Genomic DNA, 16,763 nt, shown 5'->3' with positions numbered 1-16,763 from the left:
TAAAGTTCCCGTTCGTTCACGACGGCGACAATTCGTGCGCCGTCGCCACCACTTCGCGTAGCGAGGCGCCGCCGGACGCCTCGGTCGCCGCCATCACCGCGCCTTCGACGATCGGCGCGTTGCAGACGATGATCTTCTGCGCACGCGGCTCGCCGATCATCTCCACCGCCATTTCGCTGTTGGTCTCGGCGCCGCCGAGATCGACCAGGATGGCGACGCCGGCTTCCGACCAGGCCCTGTCGATGGCGTTCATGATCGCCTCGACATTGGTGCCGAGCCCGCCATGGCCGTTTCCGCCGCACCATGCAAGCGGCACTTCGTCGCCCACCATCTGCCGCACCATGTCGGCCGTGCCCTCGGCGACGAGCGGCGAATGCGAAACGATGACGATGCCGACATTGCTCATGCGCTTTCCCCGACGGTTTCGGCCACTGTCCGCACCAGAAGCGCGGTCGAACGCGCGCCGGCATCCATATGGCCGATCGAGCGGTCGCCGAGGAACGAGGCGCGCCCACGCAAGGCCTTCATCGGTACGGTCGCTTCGGCGGCGGCGTCGGCGCTATCGGCGATTTCCGTCGCCGTCTTTCCCCGCAGCAGCGCCTCATGCACAGGCTGCAGCACGTCGAGCATCGTCTTCTGCCCGACCTGCGACTTGCCCCGCGCCGCCACCGCCTCGATCGCCTTGCCGAAAGCCAGGCTCAGATTGGCGCGATCGGGCGCGGCGGAAATCTCCTTGCCGAGCGCCATGAACAAGGTGCCAAACAGCGGACCGGAAGCGCCGCCGACCGTCATCACCAGCTTGGTGCCGATCGCCTTGAGCGCCTCGGGCAGCGGTTTGGCAGCAAACGCCTCGGCCTCGCTGCGTACCGCCTCGAAGCCGCGCTTCATGTTCAGCCCGTGGTCGCCGTCGCCGATCGCCTGGTCCAGCGCTGTCAACTCCTCGGCGTGAGCGACAATCGTATCCGCGGCCGCCACGATCAGCCTGGAAAGGTTCAACGCCGCCATGTCAGCCAAATTCCTGGTTCCCACCCTGCCGGCAGTAGCGAAAGAATTTTCATTCGACAACTGAAGCATGCGTCAGGCCGCTGCAAGCAGCGCGGCCGCGGCCGCAAAGGCCTCGGCCACCGCATAGGCGCCGGGGTCGACCACGCCCTGCAGTTTGCTGCCGACATAGGCGGACCGCCCGGCTTTCGCCCTGTCCATGGCGGACGTGGCCTCGGCACCGCGTCGAGCCGCTGTTGCCGCTTCCTCCAGGCCACCGGCGTCGAGCGCTTTCAGGGCAGGCTCCAGGGCATCGATCATAGTGCGGTCGCCGACCTCCGCGCCGCCATAGAAAGTCATCCGTTCGAGACCGGCAAGCAGCGCCTTGGCCACGTTAGCGCCGCCATCCAGGGCCTGCGCCGCCGCGGTGAAGAAGATCGACAGCAGCACCCCGCTGGAGCCGCCCATGGACGCGCTCAGGATGTCGCCCACCGCGCCAAGGGTGGCCGCAGGATCGGCAAGTGGCAGCGTATCAAGCCGCTCGAGCACGCTGCGCGCGCCTGTCGCCACCGTCGAACCGGTGTCGCCGTCTCCCGCCTTGGCGTCCAGCCCGTTCAAAGTGCCTTCGAGCGCGATCAGCCTTTCGCAGATGGCGGCGACAAGCCGTCGGGTGCGGGCATCCTGGCTGGGTTTGCGCGCCGCGCCTTCAGCAGCTGGTTTCGCGATGGGCACGACCGAGGGCGATACAACAGGCTTTGCCGGCATCCAGGCGTGCGGACCAACCGGCGCCAGCAGGGCTTTCTCGCGCACGGCGTCGAGCCGGATCAGCGACAGCGAGAAGCCGTTCATGTTGAGCGCCGTCATCAGCGGTCCTGGGCCGATCGTGAGCTTGATGGTCTTGGCCAGCGGCGAAGCAAGCACCGCATTGGCGACAAGCGACATTTCGAGCGGCGGCACGGAGCCGAGATTGTTGATCAGCAAGGCATGGCAGGCCGCAGGATCGAGCCGTGCCGCAAGCCGCTCCGCCATGATCGCGACCAGCCTGTCGGCGCTTTGCACGGCAATCCGCTCGACGCCGGGCTCACCATGAATGCCGAGGCCGAGCTCGCCGTTGTTTTCGCCAAATCTGTCTTCGTGCGGCTGGCCAGGGATCGAGCAGGACGACAGCGACATGCCGAGCGACACGATGTCCTTCGCCGCGGCTCGCGCGGCCGCCGCGATATCAGCCAAATCGTGGCCGGCTTCCGACAGATGGCCTGATATCTTGTGCACGAACAAGGTGCCGGCAACGCCGCGCGGCTGGGCAATGTCGGGGAGCGCGATATCGTCGGCGACGATCACCATCTCGACGCGAAAGCCTTCGGCGCGCGCCTTCTCGGCCGCCAGACCGAAATTGAGGCGGTCGCCGGTATAGTTCTTGACGATCAGCAGGCAGCCGGCCGGGCCGGTGACGGCGCGAATGGCCGCCAGCACCGCTTCGACGCTTGGCGACGCAAAGATCTCGCCCGAAACCGCCGCCGTCAGCATGCCCTTGCCGACGAAGCCGGCATGTGACGGCTCGTGCCCGGCGCCGCCGCCGGAGACGACGCTGACGTTGGTCTTGTCCCAGTCGGCGCGCAGGACGACCTTGATCTCGGGATAGCCGTCGAGCCGCGCGAGGTCGCCTGCGCCAATGGTCCGCAAGAGGCCGTCCAGCGCCTCGGTGACGATCGTTTCCCTGCGATTGAAAAAGTGCTTCATCGAATTCGTCCAGTCACTTGTCTGCAGTCATCAATCAGAAGCCGGTGTTGACCCCTTGGCAGGGAAACACCGAAAACCGTTCACATCAGCCTTTGTCCGTCGGCACCAAAATAGAGCGGCGACCGGTAGCGGATCACCACCCTGTCGCCTTGCCCCAGATCCGTTTCGGGATCGGTCAGCGTCACCAGTTTCCTGGTCCCCACGGTCACATGCAGATGGTTCTGGTCGCCGAGATGCTCGACCCAGTCGACGACGCCGTCGGCGTGGCCGTTCGCGGCCTTCTCGATCGACAGATGTTCGGTGCGCGCGCCGATGGTCCTGGTCCCGGCCGGCGCGCCGCCATCGGGCAGCAGCCCGGTTGGCAGAAGATTGATCGCCGGCTGGCCGAGCCTGGCCGCGACATGCAGGTTTGCCGGCTCCGAATAGATCGTACGGGGCGAGCCGATCTGCACCAGCACGCCATCGGCAAGGATGCCGATGCGGTCGGCCATCGTCATAGCCTCGATCTGGTCATGCGTGACATAGAGCATGGTGGCGCCGAGCTCGGCCTGGATGCGTTTCAGTTCGAGCCTGAGATCCGCCCGCAACTTGGCATCGAGCGACGACAGCGGCTCGTCCATCAGATAGATGGAAGGCTTGCGCACCAGCGCTCGGCCGATGGCGACGCGCTGCATTTCGCCGCCCGACAGCTTGGTCGAGCGGTTGGCGAGCTTGTGGTGGATGCGCACCATCTTCGCCACTTCCTCGACCCGGCGGCGAATCTGCTCTTCCGGCATCCTTCGTGCCGGCGAACGCAGCGGGAAGGCAAGGTTGTCGAACACCGACAAATGCGGATAGAGCGAGTATTGCTGGAACACGAAGGCGGTGTCGCGCTCGGCCGGCGACAGCGTCGTGGCATTGTGGCCGCCGATTTCGATGGTGCCGGCATCCGGCCGCTCTAGCCCGGCGATCAGCCGCAGCGTCGTCGTCTTGCCGGCGCCGGTCGGCCCGAGCAGCACGACGAACTCGCCATCGGCTATGGAGAGGTCGAGCCCGTTGACGGCGACATGGTCGCCAAAACTCTTGCTCACATTCTTGATGTGCACGTCAGCCATGCTGTGCCCTCCGCTCCGAGGCGGCATCGTGGATCGCGGTTCTCACCGCGCGGCCCGATCCTTTCTCGAACAGTGACAGCCGCGCGCTGCTCAGCGTCAGGCCGACATGGTCGCCGGTCGAGAGCCGGATTTCGGCCGGCACCCGGGCCTTGATGATGCCGTCCGCTGTCTCCACCGCGACGATCTGCGTGGTGCCGAGATATTCGGTGCCGTAGATGGCGCCACGCAGCTTGGAGTTGTCGTCGAAGCGGATGTGTTCCGGACGGATGCCAAGCGCCATGTCGGCCGGGGCGATATCCTCGCGCACTTCCGGCACCGCGACCTTCGCACCCTGGACGATGATTTCCTTGGCGCCCTTTGCCAGTCCACCGCCGAAGCCCAGGAAATTCATCGGCGGCGAGCCGATGAAGTCGGCGACGAACATGGTCGCCGGCCGGTCGTAGATCTCACGTGGCGTGCCGAATTGTTCGATGACGCCATGGTTCATCACCGCGATCTTGTCGGCCATCGACATCGCTTCCATCTGGTCGTGCGTGACATAGACGGTGGTGGCGTGGATGCGGTTGTGCAGTTCGCGCAACTCGTGGACCATCAAATCGCGAAACTCGGTATCAAGGGTCCCCAGCGGCTCGTCCATCAGGAAGCACTTTGGCCGCCGCACGATGGCGCGGCCGAGCGCCACCCGCTGGCGGTCGCCGCCGGCAAGGCCGGAGACGGATTTGTTGAGCAGATGGTCGATACGCAGAAGCTTGGCCGTCTCTTCGACGCGCTGGCGAATCTCGGCTGACGGCATGCCTTGCGCCAGCAGCGGGAAGCCGATGTTCTTGCGCACGTTCATGTGCGGATAGAGCGCGAACAGCTGGAAGACGAAGGCGATGTCGCGCTCGCGCGCCCGCAGCATGGTGACGTCGTCGCCGCCAAGCAGGATCTGGCCGCCGGTCGGCAGTTCGAGCCCTGCGATCATGCGCAGCGTCGTCGTCTTGCCGCAACCCGACGGTCCGAGCATGACGAAGAACTCGCCATCCTCGACAACGAAGTTGGAGTCCTGCACGGCGACGAAATCGCCGAAGGCCTTTCTCAGGTGCTGAACGCGAATTTCGGCCATGGCTATTCCGGGAACTTCGAGACGATGATGAACATCACGGTGCCGGCGAGCATGGTGATGAAGGAATAGGTGTAGAGCGACAGCGCGAAGGGCTGGAACAGCATCAGGAAGCCGAGGGCGATCAGCACCGTGGCGATGTTTTCCATCAGCCCGCGCCTGGCCCAGACCGGCCAGCGCGATTTGTGTTTCTGAGGGCTGGTCATGCTCATTTGCGCACCGCGCCGAAGGTGATGCCGCGCAGCAATTGCTTGCGAAGCAGGATGGTGAAGACGAGGATCGGCACCAGGAAGATCGTCGTGCCGGCCGCCACCGCCGGCCAGTCCTGGCCGCCTTCACCGATGATGGTCGGGATGAAGGGCGGCGCGGTCTGCGCCGTGCCCGAGGTCAAAAGGGCAGCGAAGGCATATTCGTTCCAGGCGAAGATCAGGCAGAAGATGGCGGTCGCGGCAATGCCGGTGGTCGCTTGCGGCAGCACGGTGCGCCAGAAGGCCTGCAGCCGTGTATAGCCGTCGATCATCGCGGCTTCCTCATATTCGCGCGGGATCTCGTCGATGAAGCCTTTCAAGAGCCACACGGCCAGTGAAACATTGACCGCTGTATAGAGCAGGATCATGCCGAGCGCGGTGTCGGACAGGCCAAGTTCGCGGTACATCAGGTAGATGGGAATCGCGACGGCGATTGGCGGCATCATGCGCGTCGACAGGATGAAGAACAGGAGGTCGTCGGCGAGCGGCACCTTGAAGCGTGAGAAACCATAGGCCGACAGCGTGCCAAGGAAGACGGCGCAGAAGGTCGAGCCAAAGGCGATAATTAGCGAATTGACGAAGCGCGGCAGGAAGTTGGACGGACCGGCGATCACCATGTTGCGCTTGCGCGTGGTCTCGTCGCAAAAGCCGGTCGCCGGTCCCAGCGAGTTGATGTATTCCGGCGTCTGCCGGGTCCGCGTCGTGAACAGGTTGCAGTAGCCCTCGAGGCTCGGCTGGAACAGCAGTTTCGGCGGATAGGCAATCGAGTCCGGCGGCGTCTTGAAGCTGGTGGCGAAGATCCACAGCAGCGGCACGATCGAGATCAGCGCGTAGGCGATGATGATCGCGCCGGCGATGCGCTTCGAATTTGCCGAAGGTGCGACGACCGAGTGGGCAGTGGTCAGGCTCATCTCTGCTTCACCTTGTTGAGCGCCTTGACGTAGATGTTGGCAAGCCCGAACACCGCGACGAACAGGATGATGGCGAAGGCCGAGGAATAGCCTGTGCGCCAGCTCTCGAAGGCCTGACGCTTGAGCGTGATCGAGGCGACCTCGGTGGTCGAGCCCGGCCCGCCGCCGGTGAGCAGATTGACCATGTCGAACATCTTGAAGTTCTCGATGCCGCGAAACAGCACCGCCAGCATGATGAAGGGCAGCGCCATCGGCAACGTGATCGACCAGAACTGCCGCCAGTTGGAGGCGCGGTCGACCTCGGCCGCCTCATAGATGTATTCGGGGATCGAGCGCAGTCCGGCGAGGCAGATCAGCATCACGTAAGGCGTCCACATCCAGGTGTCGACGATGATGATCGACCATGGCGCCAGCGACACGTTGGAAAGCATCTGGATATTTGTTGGCGGGATGCCGGTGACGAAGGAAATGGCATAGGCGAACAGGCCGATCTGCGGCTCGTAGAGGAAGCGCCAGAAATTGCCGACCACCGCCGGCGACAGCATCATCGGAACCAGGATGAGCGTCGTCCAGAACGCGTGGCCACGGAACTTCCTGTCGATCAGCCAGGCTAGCGTGAAGCCGATCAGCGTCTGCAGCAGGATGGTCCAGAACACGAAATGCGCCGTCGTCTGCATGGCGATCCAGATGTCCTTGTCGCCGAGGATGCGCTGGTAGTTGGCGAAGCCGAGGTTCTTCACCACCTCGTTTGGCCGGTTGGCGCGGTAGTTGGTGAACGACAGATAGATCGCCCAGAACAGCGGGAAGATGTTGATGGCGAGCAGCAACAGGATCGTCGGCGAGATGAACAGCCAGGCGAGGCCCTTGTCGCTGATGCCCCGGACCTTGCGGGCCAACGGCTCCGGGGTCGCCCGGGCAACGTTCTCCGCAGTCCGATTGAGCATGGTCAGTCCTGCTTCGGTCACTTGGATCGTCTCTGTCATGGAATTTATCTGAACTGCGTCCCGTGCCAAGGGCGGCACGGGACGCTCGGGCCTAGCTCGGGAGGAGCCGGTTACATTTTTGCCCCAGTTTACATCTTGCCATCGTCCTGGAAGACCTGCGTCCAGTCCTTGACCAGGCCGTCGAGGGCATCCTTGGCCGAACCCTGGCCGGCGACGACATAGTCATGGAAGCGCTTCTGCGATGCCTGCAGCAGAGGCGCATAGCTGGGCTCGGCCCAGAAGTCCTTCACGATCGCCATCGAGTCGAGGAAGGTCTGCGCATAGGGCTGGCTGGCCGGGAACTTCGGGTCCTTGACCACCGCGTTGAGGCAGGAATAGCCGCCGAGCGACCACCATTTGGCCTGCACATCCTTGTTGGCGAACCACTTGATGTACTTCAGTGCCGATTCCTGCTTGTCGGAATAGGACACCACGGAGATGCCCTGGCCGCCGAGCTGGGCGAACTGGTCGCCGTCAGGTCCCTTGGGGTTGACGAAGTAACCAATCTTGTCGCCACCGACATTCTCGTCCTTCTGCAGGCCCGGCCACGTGAAGGCGAAGTTCATGTGCATCGCCACCTGGCCGGATTTGAAGGCATCGACGCCTTCGCCCATGTAGCTGTTCGAGGCGCCCGGAGGGGTGCAGCAATCATAGAGCGCCTTGTAGAACTCCAGCCCCTTCACCGACTTGTCGGAATTGACGAAGCCTTCCATTTCGTAGGGCTTCTTCGGATTCTCGTACTGGAAGCCATAGCTGTAGAGCACGTCCATGGCGCCCATGGTGATGCCTTCCGAGCCGCGCTCGGTATAGATCGAGGCGCCATAGACGGTCTTGCCGTCGATCTGCCGCTTCTGGAAGAACTCGGCGATCTGCTTCAGCTGGTCGAAGGTGGTCGGCGGGCCGAGATCCCAGCCGTACTTCTCCTTGAATTCCTTCTGCAGCTCCGGCTTGGAGAACCAGTCCTTGCGATAGGTCCAGCCGACGACGTCGCCCATGGCCGGCAGCGCCCAGTAGTTCGGCGTGTTCTTCGGCCATTCCGAATAGCCGACGACGGTTGCCGGCACGAAGTCGTCCATGCTGATCTTCTCCTTGTCGAAGAAGTCGTTCAGCTTGACGTAGTGGCCGTTCTCGGCGGCGCCGCCGATCCACTGGCTGTCGCCGATGATCAGGTCGCACAGCTTGCCGTGCGAGTTCAGCTCGTTGAGGAAACGGTCGGCATAGTTGGTCCACGGCACGAATTCGAATTTCATGCCGATGCCGGTTTCCTTGGTAAAATCCTTGGACAGTTCGACAAGTGCGTTCGCCGGGTCCCAGGCGGCCCAGCACAGCGTCAGGTCTTCAGCGTGCGCGACATTCGAGACGGCTGTCGACGCTGTAATCGCCGAGGTCAGTCCCAACGCCAGTTTCAAGCTCGATTTCATGCCTTCCTCCCATTTGCGAAACGCGTCCGGATGACGGTTTCAAGAACTCCAAACCCCTCTCCTCAGGGGCCCAAACATGGCGGCGCGGCAGCGCTACAGATGTTTAGTAATTTGTTTAGTGATGCAATTTTTACTAAACAACGCAAGCGAATTCGTTGCTGCGCCGCAGCATGCTCGCGGCGATGTCTGAAAACGTTGGGAAAAGCATGGATCGCGGGTCCGATTGTGGAAGCCGCGCAGGCCGAGTCTGGCCGGACCGGAAGGTCGTCTCGGCTCTCAGTCGACCCGTTTGGTGCTCACCATGACCGGCCGGATCGCCGGTGCCGGCGGCAGCAGCGCGCGGATGTCGGCGAACGGAAACACAGGTTCGAAGCGGAAGGCCTCGGCCAATGAACCCAGCGCGCCGTTGCACTGGCCTGAACGAAAAAGGTTTTGCGTTCGCGCGCCGTCGACGAAGCGCTCCGGATCCTGCGACTGATGCATGCGGATCGCCTTGGCCTTGATGTCGGCATGCACGGAAATATCGACATAGTGCGTCGGCGAAAAACCGGTGCCGCCGAGGGTGTCGGCATGCAGCACCGGCACCGCGAACGAAGCCGCGATGCGCACGCCGTCCGACAGCGCGCGGTGGTCGCCGTGATAGTCGTTCGGCGCATGGGTGATCGCCAGGTCCGGGCCGACCTCGCCGACCAGGGCCTTCAGCGCCGCGATCAGCGCCGCATCGGCCACCAGCGCGCCATCCGGGAAGTCGAGAAAGCGTGGCGTGGCACCAAGCAGGCTTGCCGCTTGGCTCGCCTCCTTGCGCCGCGCCCGGGCAAGCGCGCCGGGATCGCCCATGCCGCCCTTGGCCCCATCGGTGGCTATGGCAAAAGTGAGTTCTGCGCCTTGCGCGGCATAGGCGGCCATCGTACCGAACATGAAGATCTCGATGTCGTCCGGATGCGCACCGAGCGCCAATATCTTCAAGCCACTCTCTCCCCGGAAATGAAAAAACGTGACGAACGGAATCCTGCTCGCCCTGATCGCCTATGCAAGCTATTCGGGTAGCGATGCCGTTGTCAAAAGCCTCGGCGGACAGTTCACGGTCTTCGAGATCGGATTTTTCACGACGCTGTTTGCCGGCTTCTTTCTCTTCTTCACACGGCCGGCGGGCGAGCGATGGCGTGACTTCTGGCGCACCAGGCGGCCCTGGGCGGTGCAGGCGCGCGCCTGGGCGGGCATCGCGTCCGGCGTGCTCAGCGTCTACGCTTTCACCACCATTCCGCTGGCGGAAGTCTATGCCCTGGTCTTTCTGGCGCCGCTCTGCGTCACCATCCTCTCCACCGTCGTCCTCAAGGAGAAGGTCGGTCCATGGCGATGGCTGGCGGTGGTCGCCGGTTTTGCCGGTGTCATGCTGGTGGTGCGGCCGGGGTTTCGCGAGCTCAATCCCGGCCACCTTGCCGCCTTCGGCGTTGCCTTCCTCGCCGCCGCCAGCGTCATCCTGATGCGCTCGCTGGCACAGCAGGAAAAGCGCACGACCATGCTGGGTGTGCTGATCGGCTACGGCCTGTTGTTCAACGGCGTTGGGGCCGCCGCCACCTCGTTCACCGTTCCGGACGGCAAGCAGCTGGTGTGGCTGGTGATGGCGGGTGCCTTCACCGCTTGCGGCCAGTTGCTGCAGCTGCTGGCGGTCAAATATGCGCCCGCCAACCGGATCGCGCCGACGCATTATTCGCAGATCGTCTGGGCGGTCATCCTCGGCGCGCTGTTCTTCCAGGAATATCCCGACTGGCTGTCGCTGGTCGGCCTCGCGGTCGTCGGCGGGTCCGGCCTGCTGACCATGGTGCGCGAGGAAGCGCGGCTCGGCACGGTGCGCTGGAACCCGTTTTCGCGCACCCGGCTTTGAACCTGTCCCGGTTGCACGGCGACCGCGACCGCTGATATGCGGACGCGATGACGACAAAACCCTTGCCGGAGCTTCCCGTATCCGCCGTGCTGCCGGCGCTGAGTGAAGCGCTGGCCGAACGCAACAGCGCCGTGCTGGTGGCGCCGCCCGGCGCCGGCAAGACGACGCTGGTGCCGCTGGCGCTGCTTGGTGCGCCCTGGCTGGGGGCCGGCAAGATCGTTCTGCTCGAACCGCGCCGGCTCGCCGCCCGCGCCGCCGCCCGCCGCATGGCCGAATTGCTCGGCGAGGAGCCCGGCGCCACCGTCGGCTACGCCATGCGCATGGAGAACCGCACCTCGGCCAAGACCAGGATACTGGTCGTCACCGAAGGCGTGCTGGCGCGCATGATCCTCGATGGCCCCGAACTGCCCGGCGTCTCGGCGGTGATCTTCGACGAATTCCACGAGCGTTCGCTCGATGGCGATTTCGGTCTGGCGCTGGCGCTCGATGTGCAAGGCGCGCTGCGGCCGGATCTGCGGGTTCTGGTGATGTCGGCGACACTCGACGGCGCCCGTGTTGCTAAACTGCTGTCGGGCGCGCCGGTGATCGAGAGCGAGGGCCGCGCCTTCCCCGTCGACATCCGCTACGACGAGCGTCCGGCCGGCACCACCATCGAGGACGCCATGGCCAAGGCGATCCGCTCCGCGCTTGCCGACGAGAGCGGCAGCGTGCTCGCCTTCCTGCCCGGCCAACGCGAGATCGAGCGCACCGCCGAGCGGCTGGCCGGCAAGGTTGGCGCCGACACCGATATCGTGCCGCTCTACGGCATGCTCGACGGCAAGGCGCAGGACGCGGCGATCAAGCCGGCGCCTGCCGGCCGCCGCAAGGTGGTGCTGGCCACCTCTATCGCCGAAACCTCCGTCACCATCGACGGCGTGCGCGTCGTCATCGATTCCGGCCTGTCGCGGCTGCCACGCTACGAGCCGGCCAGCGGCCTCACCCGGCTGGAGACCGTGCGTGTCAGCAAGGCGTCCGCCGACCAGCGCGCCGGCCGTGCCGGGCGCACGCAGCCGGGCGTCGCCATGCGGCTGTGGCGGGCCGAGCAGACGGCGGCATTGCCCGCCTTCACGCCACCGGAAATCCTCGAGGCGGACCTGTCCGGGCTGTTGCTCGACTGCGCCGCCTTCGGCGTCGCCGATCCGGCGAGCCTGGCCTTTCTCGATCCACCGCCCGCGCCTGCGCTCAACGAGGCAAGGCTGCTGCTGCGCGCGCTGGATGCCGTCGACGAGGCCGGGCGCCTGACGGAAGCGGGCATGGCGATGCGCAAGCTCGCTCTGCCGGTTCGGCTCGCGCATATGGTCGCCGAGGCCGCCAGGAGCGGCCATGCCGACGGGGCGGCCATGCTTGCCGTGCTGCTGACGGAACGCGGACTTGGCGGCGACGGCGCCGATCTGGAGCGACGGCTGATGCGCTTTCGCTCCGAGCGATCACCGCGTGCAACGGCGGCGCGCCAGCTTGCGGAGAGGTTAGCGAGGCAGGCCTCTTCACCCTCCCCCTTGTGGGGAGGGTCGATCCGCGAAGCGGAGCGGGGTGGGGGTGGTCCCAGCGTGGGACCCCCACCCCGTCTCCCGCGCCTTGCTGCGCAAGGCGCGCTCGCCGACCCTCCCCACAAGGGGGAGGGTGGGGCCGGCACGCTTCTGATCCACGCCTGGCCCGACCGCGTCGCCAAGGCGCGCGGCGAGCGCGGCCGTTTCGTGCTGGCCAACGGTTCCGGCGCCATGCTCGACGCTGCCGACCCGCTGGCCGGCGAGCCGTTTCTGGTCGTCGCCGACCTGCAGGGCAAGGCGCAGAACGCGCGCATCACGGCGGCGGCGGCAATTGGCGAGGACGATGTCCGCGCAGCCCTTGCCGACAGGATCGAAACGCGCAGGCAAACGAGCTTCGACCGCGACAAGCGCGCCGTGCGTGTGCGCGAGACCGTGCGCCTTGGCGCCATCACCCTTTCCGAGCGTATGCTGCCGCCGCCAACCGGCGCTGCTGCCGATCGCGCCATCCTCGACGCATTGCGCGAGCATGGGCTGTCGCTGCTGACCTGGGGCAAGGAAGCGCAGACGCTGCGCCAGCGGCTCTCCTGGCTGCATCGCGGCCTCGGAGCGCCGTGGCCTGATATGTCGGATGCCCCCCTCATCGAGCGCCTCGACGACTGGCTGCTGCCGTTTCTGTCCGGCGCGGCCTCCTTTGCCGCCATCGATCCGGGCGTCGTCGCGGCCGGGCTGGCCACTCTCGTGCCGCATGACTTGCAGCGCAGGATCGAAGCGCTGGCTCCAACCCATTTCGACGCCCCGTCCGGCAGCCATGTACCGATCCGCTATGACGGTGAATGGCCGGTGCTGGCGGTGCGCGTGCAGGAGCTGTTCGGCCTCGACCGCCATCCTTCCATCGCCGGCGGCACCGTGCCGCTGACGCTCGAGCTCTTGTCGCCGGCGCACCGGCCGATCCAGACGACGCGCGACCTGCCCGGCTTCTGGCGCGGCTCCTGGGCCGATGTGCGCGCCGACATGCGCGGCCGCTATCCCAAGCATGTCTGGCCGGAAAATCCGCTGCTCGCCGCCGCTACGGCCCGCGCCAAGCCGCGCGGGACCTAGCCTTGGCGCAGTTTTGATGGGCCGCCTTCGCCTGGGGGCGGCGTATATTGGAGATTGGCGAAAACGCCCCATCGCCTCGTCATCCTCGGGTCTGCGCTGCGTCGCTACGCTCCCGCTCCGCCCGTGGATGACGACGTTGAGAAGCTTCGGCCAATCCCGAATGCTTATGACGGTCCACTGAAAACGAACCATGAAATCTCGGCGTTCAACAGGCCTCCAACCCGCGAATGCCCTGATGCAGCGCTACTAGCGTTCACCGTCCCGCGGCTGTAATCCATCACCATGATCAATGTTTTGCGTTCGCCCGATTTCCAGCAGAGCCAGAGACTGCGCCTCAACACGCTGATCAGGTTGCGCTGGCTTGCCATCGTCGGTCAGAGCGTGACGGTGCTCGTCGTAGCCTATGGCCTGAAGTTTCCGCTGCCGGTCAGCCTCTGCTTCGCCCTGATCGCCTGTTCGGCGTGGATGAACCTGTTTCTCGCCTTTCGCTTTCCGGCGGCGCACCGGCTGACCCCGCTCGCGGCCTTTGGCATCCTCATCTTCGACAGCCTGCAGCTTGCCGGCCTGCTTTACATGACAGGTGGCCTCACCAACCCGTTCTCGCTGCTGATGACCGTGCCCGTCGTCATTTCGGCGACATCGCTGCCCCTGCGCCTGACCGCCATTCTGGGCGGACTGGTGATGACGGCGGCGACCTTGCTGGTCTTCGTCCATCTACCGCTGCCCTGGCATGAAGGCGCGCCGTTGGAGATGCCCTTCATCTACGTCGCCGGCATTTGGATGGCGGTGCTGTCCTCGATCGCCTTCACCGCCATATACGCGTTTCGGGTGGCCGCCGAGGCGCGGCTTCTGGCCAATGCGCTTGCCGCCACCGAACTGGTGCTGCAGCGCGAGCAGCACCTGTCGGCGCTCGACGGGCTGGCGGCGGCCGCCGCGCACGAGCTTGGCACCCCGCTCGCCACCATCACGCTTGTCGTCAAGGAGATGGAAAAGGCGCTCGGCAACGATCCGAAATACGGCGAAGACGTCAGGCTGCTGCGCTCGCAGAGCGAGCGCTGCCGCGAGATCCTAAAGCGCCTGACCAGCCTGTCGTCCGAGGGCGAGGCGCATCTTTCCCGGTTGCCTTTGACCTCGCTGGTCGAGGAGGTCACCGCCCCGCACCGCGACTTCGGTATCTCGATCAAGCTTCGGCCTGGCGAGCGCATCGGCCCCGAACCGGTCGGGCGCCGCAATCCAGGCGTCATCTACGGCCTTGGCAATCTGGTCGAGAATGCCGTCGATTTCGCCCGCAAGAGCGTCACCGTGAGCTGGAGCTGGGACGACACCACTGTGGCCTTCTCGATCATCGATGACGGGCCGGGCTTTCCGGCCGAGATCATCGACCGTATAGGCGAGCCCTATATGTCGACGCGCCAGGGCACGGAAGCCGGCGGTGGCCTGGGGCTGGGCCTGTTCATCGCCAAGACGCTGCTCGAACGCTCCGGTGCAACGCTTGATTTCCGCAATTCGAGCGGCCTGGGCGAGGGCGCCGTGGTACAGATATCGTGGCCGCGTGGCGTGTTCCTCAATCCGGAAATCACCTCGGCCAGCATGTTCGACACCGCCTGAGAGCCTTGCAAGGGTTCGAAAAATTGGACAATCAGGCTCAGGAACTATATCTGCGTGGAATTAAGGCAGCAGGAATTTTGAGACCATGACAGGCGACGAAAACATTGGCGCAATGGTGGAAGGCGAGGACACCTCGCTGCTCATCGTCGATGACGACAAGCCGTTCCTCACGCGCCTGGCCCGCGCCATGGAAACCAGGGGCTTCGTGGTCGAGACGGCCGAGAGCGTCGAGGAGGCGGTCGGCAAGGCGCGCGCCAACCCGCCCGCCTATGCCGTAGTCGACATGCGGCTCGGCGACGGCAACGGTCTCGACGTGGTTGCCGCCATCCGTGAGAAACGCGACGATTCCCGCACCATCATCCTGACCGGCTACGGGAACATCGCCACCGCCGTGACCGCGGTGAAGCTCGGCGCCGTCGATTATCTCTCCAAGCCGGCCGATGCCGACGACATCTTCGCCGCGCTCACCCGCACGGCCGGCGAGCGGGCAGCGCCTCCGGAAAACCCGATGTCGGCCGATCGCGTCCGCTGGGAGCATATCCAGCGCGTCTATGAGATGTGCGAGCGCAACGTCTCCGAGACCGCGCGCCGGCTCAACATGCATCGCCGCACCTTGCAGCGGATCCTGGCCAAGCGCGCGCCGCGTTAAGATTGCCGCAATACGCGGGGCAAATGGCTTCGGATCAATGACGGTTTCCAACTCGTGGCCGAGACCGCCAATTGTCGAAGTAAGCCCCGCCCCTCATTGCCCTTCCGGGCATTTCTCCCCGTATAGTGACGGGGAGAAAGGGGCCGGCCGCAAAGCCGGTGCCTTTCTTGCAACGCTGATAAATTGGCGAAACCATTGATGACAGCGTCCCTCTCCCCGTCACTATACGGGGAGAGGATGCCGGCAGGCAGGTGAGGGGCGGCGCCAGCGCTCGGAAAATGACGCCGGCCAATAGGCGGCACGACGGAGGCGACATGCAGGACTTGAAGCAGCGGCCGGTTTCCGTCTTCCGCGAATTTCTCGATAGCGAGGCGGCCGGCGGTATCGTCCTGATGGCGGCGGCCGCACTGGCCCTGGTCGTTGCCAACTCGCCGCTCTCCGAAACCTATTTCTCCGCTCTCCACGCCTATCTCGGCCCGCTCAGCGTCTCGCACTGGGTCAATGACGGGCTGATGGCGGTGTTCTTCCTGCTTGTCGGGCTGGAGATCAAGCGCGAGGTGCTGGACGGCCAGCTCTCGACCTGGCCACGCCGCGTCCTGCCCGGCATCGCCGCAGCCGGCGGCATGGTGGTTCCAGCACTCGTCTACGTCGCGATCAACCGCAACAATGCGGCGGCCCTGTCCGGCTGGGCGATCCCGACCGCCACCGACATCGCCTTCGCGCTCGGCGTGCTGTCGCTGCTTGGCAGCCGTGTGCCGGTTTCGCTGAAAGTGTTCCTCACCGCGCTTGCCATCATCGATGATCTCGGCGCCGTCATCATCATCGCCATCTTCTACACCAGCGGGCTGTCGCTCGCTTATCTTGGTGCCGCCTTCGCCGTCATTGCCGTGCTCGTCGTGCTCAACCGCATGCGGGTGATGACGCTGCTGCCCTATCTCGTGCTCGGTGCAATCCTGTGGGTGCTGGTGCTGAAATCGGGCGTCCATGCCACGCTTGCGGGCGTGGCGCTGGCATTGACCATTCCGCTCGAACGCTCCGCCGGGATCCGCCATGATCTCGACCATTCGCCGCTGCACCGGCTCGAGCACGGCCTGCACAGGATCGTGCCCTTTGTCGTCATCCCGATCTTCGGCTTTGCCAATGCCGGCGTTTCGCTCGCCGGCCTGAGCTTTGGCGCCCTTGTCGAGCCGTTGACGCTCGGCGTCGCCGCCGGCCTTGTCGTCGGCAAGCTGGTCGGCGTCTTCGGCTCCTCGGCACTTGCCATCCGCTTCGGCCTTGCCGACCTGCCGGCCCATGCCGGCTGGGTGCATTTGATCGGCATCTCGCTGCTGTGTGGCATCGGCTTCACCATGAGCCTGTTCATCGGCCTGCTCGCCTTCGCCAGCGACGCGGCACTCCAGGACGCGGTCAAGGTCGGCATCCTCGCCGGCTCCCTCATCGCCGCCCTCCTCGGCGCCGCCGTGTTGTTGATGGCGCCAGCTGCGAGTGGGGTGGAAGAGAGCGAAGAGTAGGGCTGG

Annotated in this window: 15 protein-coding genes; 5 read left to right on the top strand and 10 right to left on the bottom strand. The window is 65.1% G+C overall.

The window, feature by feature from the left end; translation table 11 throughout:
• Positions 1 to 16 precede the first annotated feature (16 nt).
• From dhaM to CGZ66_RS06710, 10 genes are all read right to left on the bottom strand, one after another.
• Positions 17 to 406, bottom strand: a complete 390-nt coding sequence (gene dhaM, locus CGZ66_RS06755) for a dihydroxyacetone kinase phosphoryl donor subunit DhaM (protein WP_095082795.1) — start codon at positions 404 to 406, stop codon at positions 17 to 19.
• The gene (gene dhaL / locus CGZ66_RS06750; RefSeq protein ID WP_095082793.1) at positions 403 to 1,005 is read right to left on the bottom strand and encodes a dihydroxyacetone kinase subunit DhaL; all 603 of its coding nucleotides are present in this window, start codon (positions 1,003 to 1,005) and stop codon (positions 403 to 405) included. The genes dhaM and dhaL overlap by 4 nt, the downstream gene beginning before the upstream one ends.
• A 72-nt stretch (positions 1,006 to 1,077) precedes the next feature.
• On the bottom strand, positions 1,078 to 2,721 hold the full coding sequence (locus CGZ66_RS06745) for a dihydroxyacetone kinase subunit DhaK (protein WP_095082789.1): 1,644 nt from the start codon (positions 2,719 to 2,721) through the stop codon (positions 1,078 to 1,080).
• A gap of 80 nt (positions 2,722 to 2,801) precedes the next feature.
• The gene (locus tag CGZ66_RS06740) at positions 2,802 to 3,815 is read right to left on the bottom strand and encodes an ABC transporter ATP-binding protein (RefSeq protein ID WP_095082786.1); all 1,014 of its coding nucleotides are present in this window, start codon (positions 3,813 to 3,815) and stop codon (positions 2,802 to 2,804) included.
• Entirely contained in the window at positions 3,808 to 4,920 is a 1,113-nt protein-coding gene (locus CGZ66_RS06735) for an ABC transporter ATP-binding protein (RefSeq protein WP_095082784.1), read from the bottom strand. Before CGZ66_RS06735 ends, CGZ66_RS06740 begins: the two co-directional genes overlap by 8 nt.
• 2 nt (positions 4,921 to 4,922) lie before the next feature.
• Positions 4,923 to 5,129, bottom strand: a complete 207-nt coding sequence (locus CGZ66_RS06730; protein WP_095082782.1) for a hypothetical protein — start codon at positions 5,127 to 5,129, stop codon at positions 4,923 to 4,925.
• A complete protein-coding gene (locus tag CGZ66_RS06725) occupies positions 5,126 to 6,076 on the bottom strand; it encodes a carbohydrate ABC transporter permease (protein WP_095082780.1) in 951 nt (316 codons plus the stop codon). Before CGZ66_RS06725 ends, CGZ66_RS06730 begins: the two co-directional genes overlap by 4 nt.
• Entirely contained in the window at positions 6,073 to 7,020 is a 948-nt protein-coding gene (locus CGZ66_RS06720) for a carbohydrate ABC transporter permease (RefSeq protein ID WP_095084297.1), read from the bottom strand. Before CGZ66_RS06720 ends, CGZ66_RS06725 begins: the two co-directional genes overlap by 4 nt.
• 128 nt (positions 7,021 to 7,148) lie before the next feature.
• Complete coding sequence (locus CGZ66_RS06715) at positions 7,149 to 8,480, bottom strand: ABC transporter substrate-binding protein (protein WP_095082778.1); 1,332 nt, start codon at positions 8,478 to 8,480, stop codon at positions 7,149 to 7,151.
• 276 nt (positions 8,481 to 8,756) lie between these two features.
• A complete protein-coding gene (locus CGZ66_RS06710) occupies positions 8,757 to 9,446 on the bottom strand; it encodes a PIG-L deacetylase family protein (RefSeq protein ID WP_095082775.1) in 690 nt (229 codons plus the stop codon).
• A 28-nt stretch (positions 9,447 to 9,474) separates the two neighbouring features.
• Between CGZ66_RS06710 and CGZ66_RS06705 the strand changes: the two genes are divergently transcribed.
• From CGZ66_RS06705 to nhaA, 5 genes are all read left to right on the top strand, one after another.
• Positions 9,475 to 10,365 carry a DMT family transporter gene (locus tag CGZ66_RS06705; protein ID WP_095082773.1) on the top strand — a complete coding sequence of 297 codons (891 nt, stop codon included), beginning with the start codon at positions 9,475 to 9,477 and terminating at the stop codon, positions 10,363 to 10,365.
• A gap of 47 nt (positions 10,366 to 10,412) precedes the next feature.
• Positions 10,413 to 12,989 (top strand): ATP-dependent helicase HrpB, encoded by a 2,577-nt coding sequence (gene hrpB, locus CGZ66_RS06700; RefSeq protein ID WP_095082771.1) that lies wholly within the window; start codon positions 10,413 to 10,415, stop codon positions 12,987 to 12,989.
• 282 nt (positions 12,990 to 13,271) lie between these two features.
• Positions 13,272 to 14,597, top strand: coding sequence for an ActS/PrrB/RegB family redox-sensitive histidine kinase (locus CGZ66_RS06695; protein ID WP_167392020.1), 1,326 nt, complete (start codon positions 13,272 to 13,274; stop codon positions 14,595 to 14,597).
• A gap of 85 nt (positions 14,598 to 14,682) precedes the next feature.
• A complete protein-coding gene (locus CGZ66_RS06690) occupies positions 14,683 to 15,246 on the top strand; it encodes an ActR/PrrA/RegA family redox response regulator transcription factor (protein ID WP_095082767.1) in 564 nt (187 codons plus the stop codon).
• Between the two features lie 314 nt (positions 15,247 to 15,560).
• The gene (nhaA, locus tag CGZ66_RS06680) at positions 15,561 to 16,757 is read left to right on the top strand and encodes a Na+/H+ antiporter NhaA (protein ID WP_095082765.1); all 1,197 of its coding nucleotides are present in this window, start codon (positions 15,561 to 15,563) and stop codon (positions 16,755 to 16,757) included.
• The last annotated feature ends 6 nt before the right edge of the window (positions 16,758 to 16,763 follow it).

The organism is Mesorhizobium sophorae (genome assembly GCF_002270415.1).
Classification (GTDB): domain Bacteria; phylum Pseudomonadota; class Alphaproteobacteria; order Rhizobiales; family Rhizobiaceae; genus Mesorhizobium; species Mesorhizobium sophorae.
The sequence above is the reverse complement of the archived record's forward strand: the minus strand, read 5'-3'. Positions and strand labels throughout refer to the sequence as shown.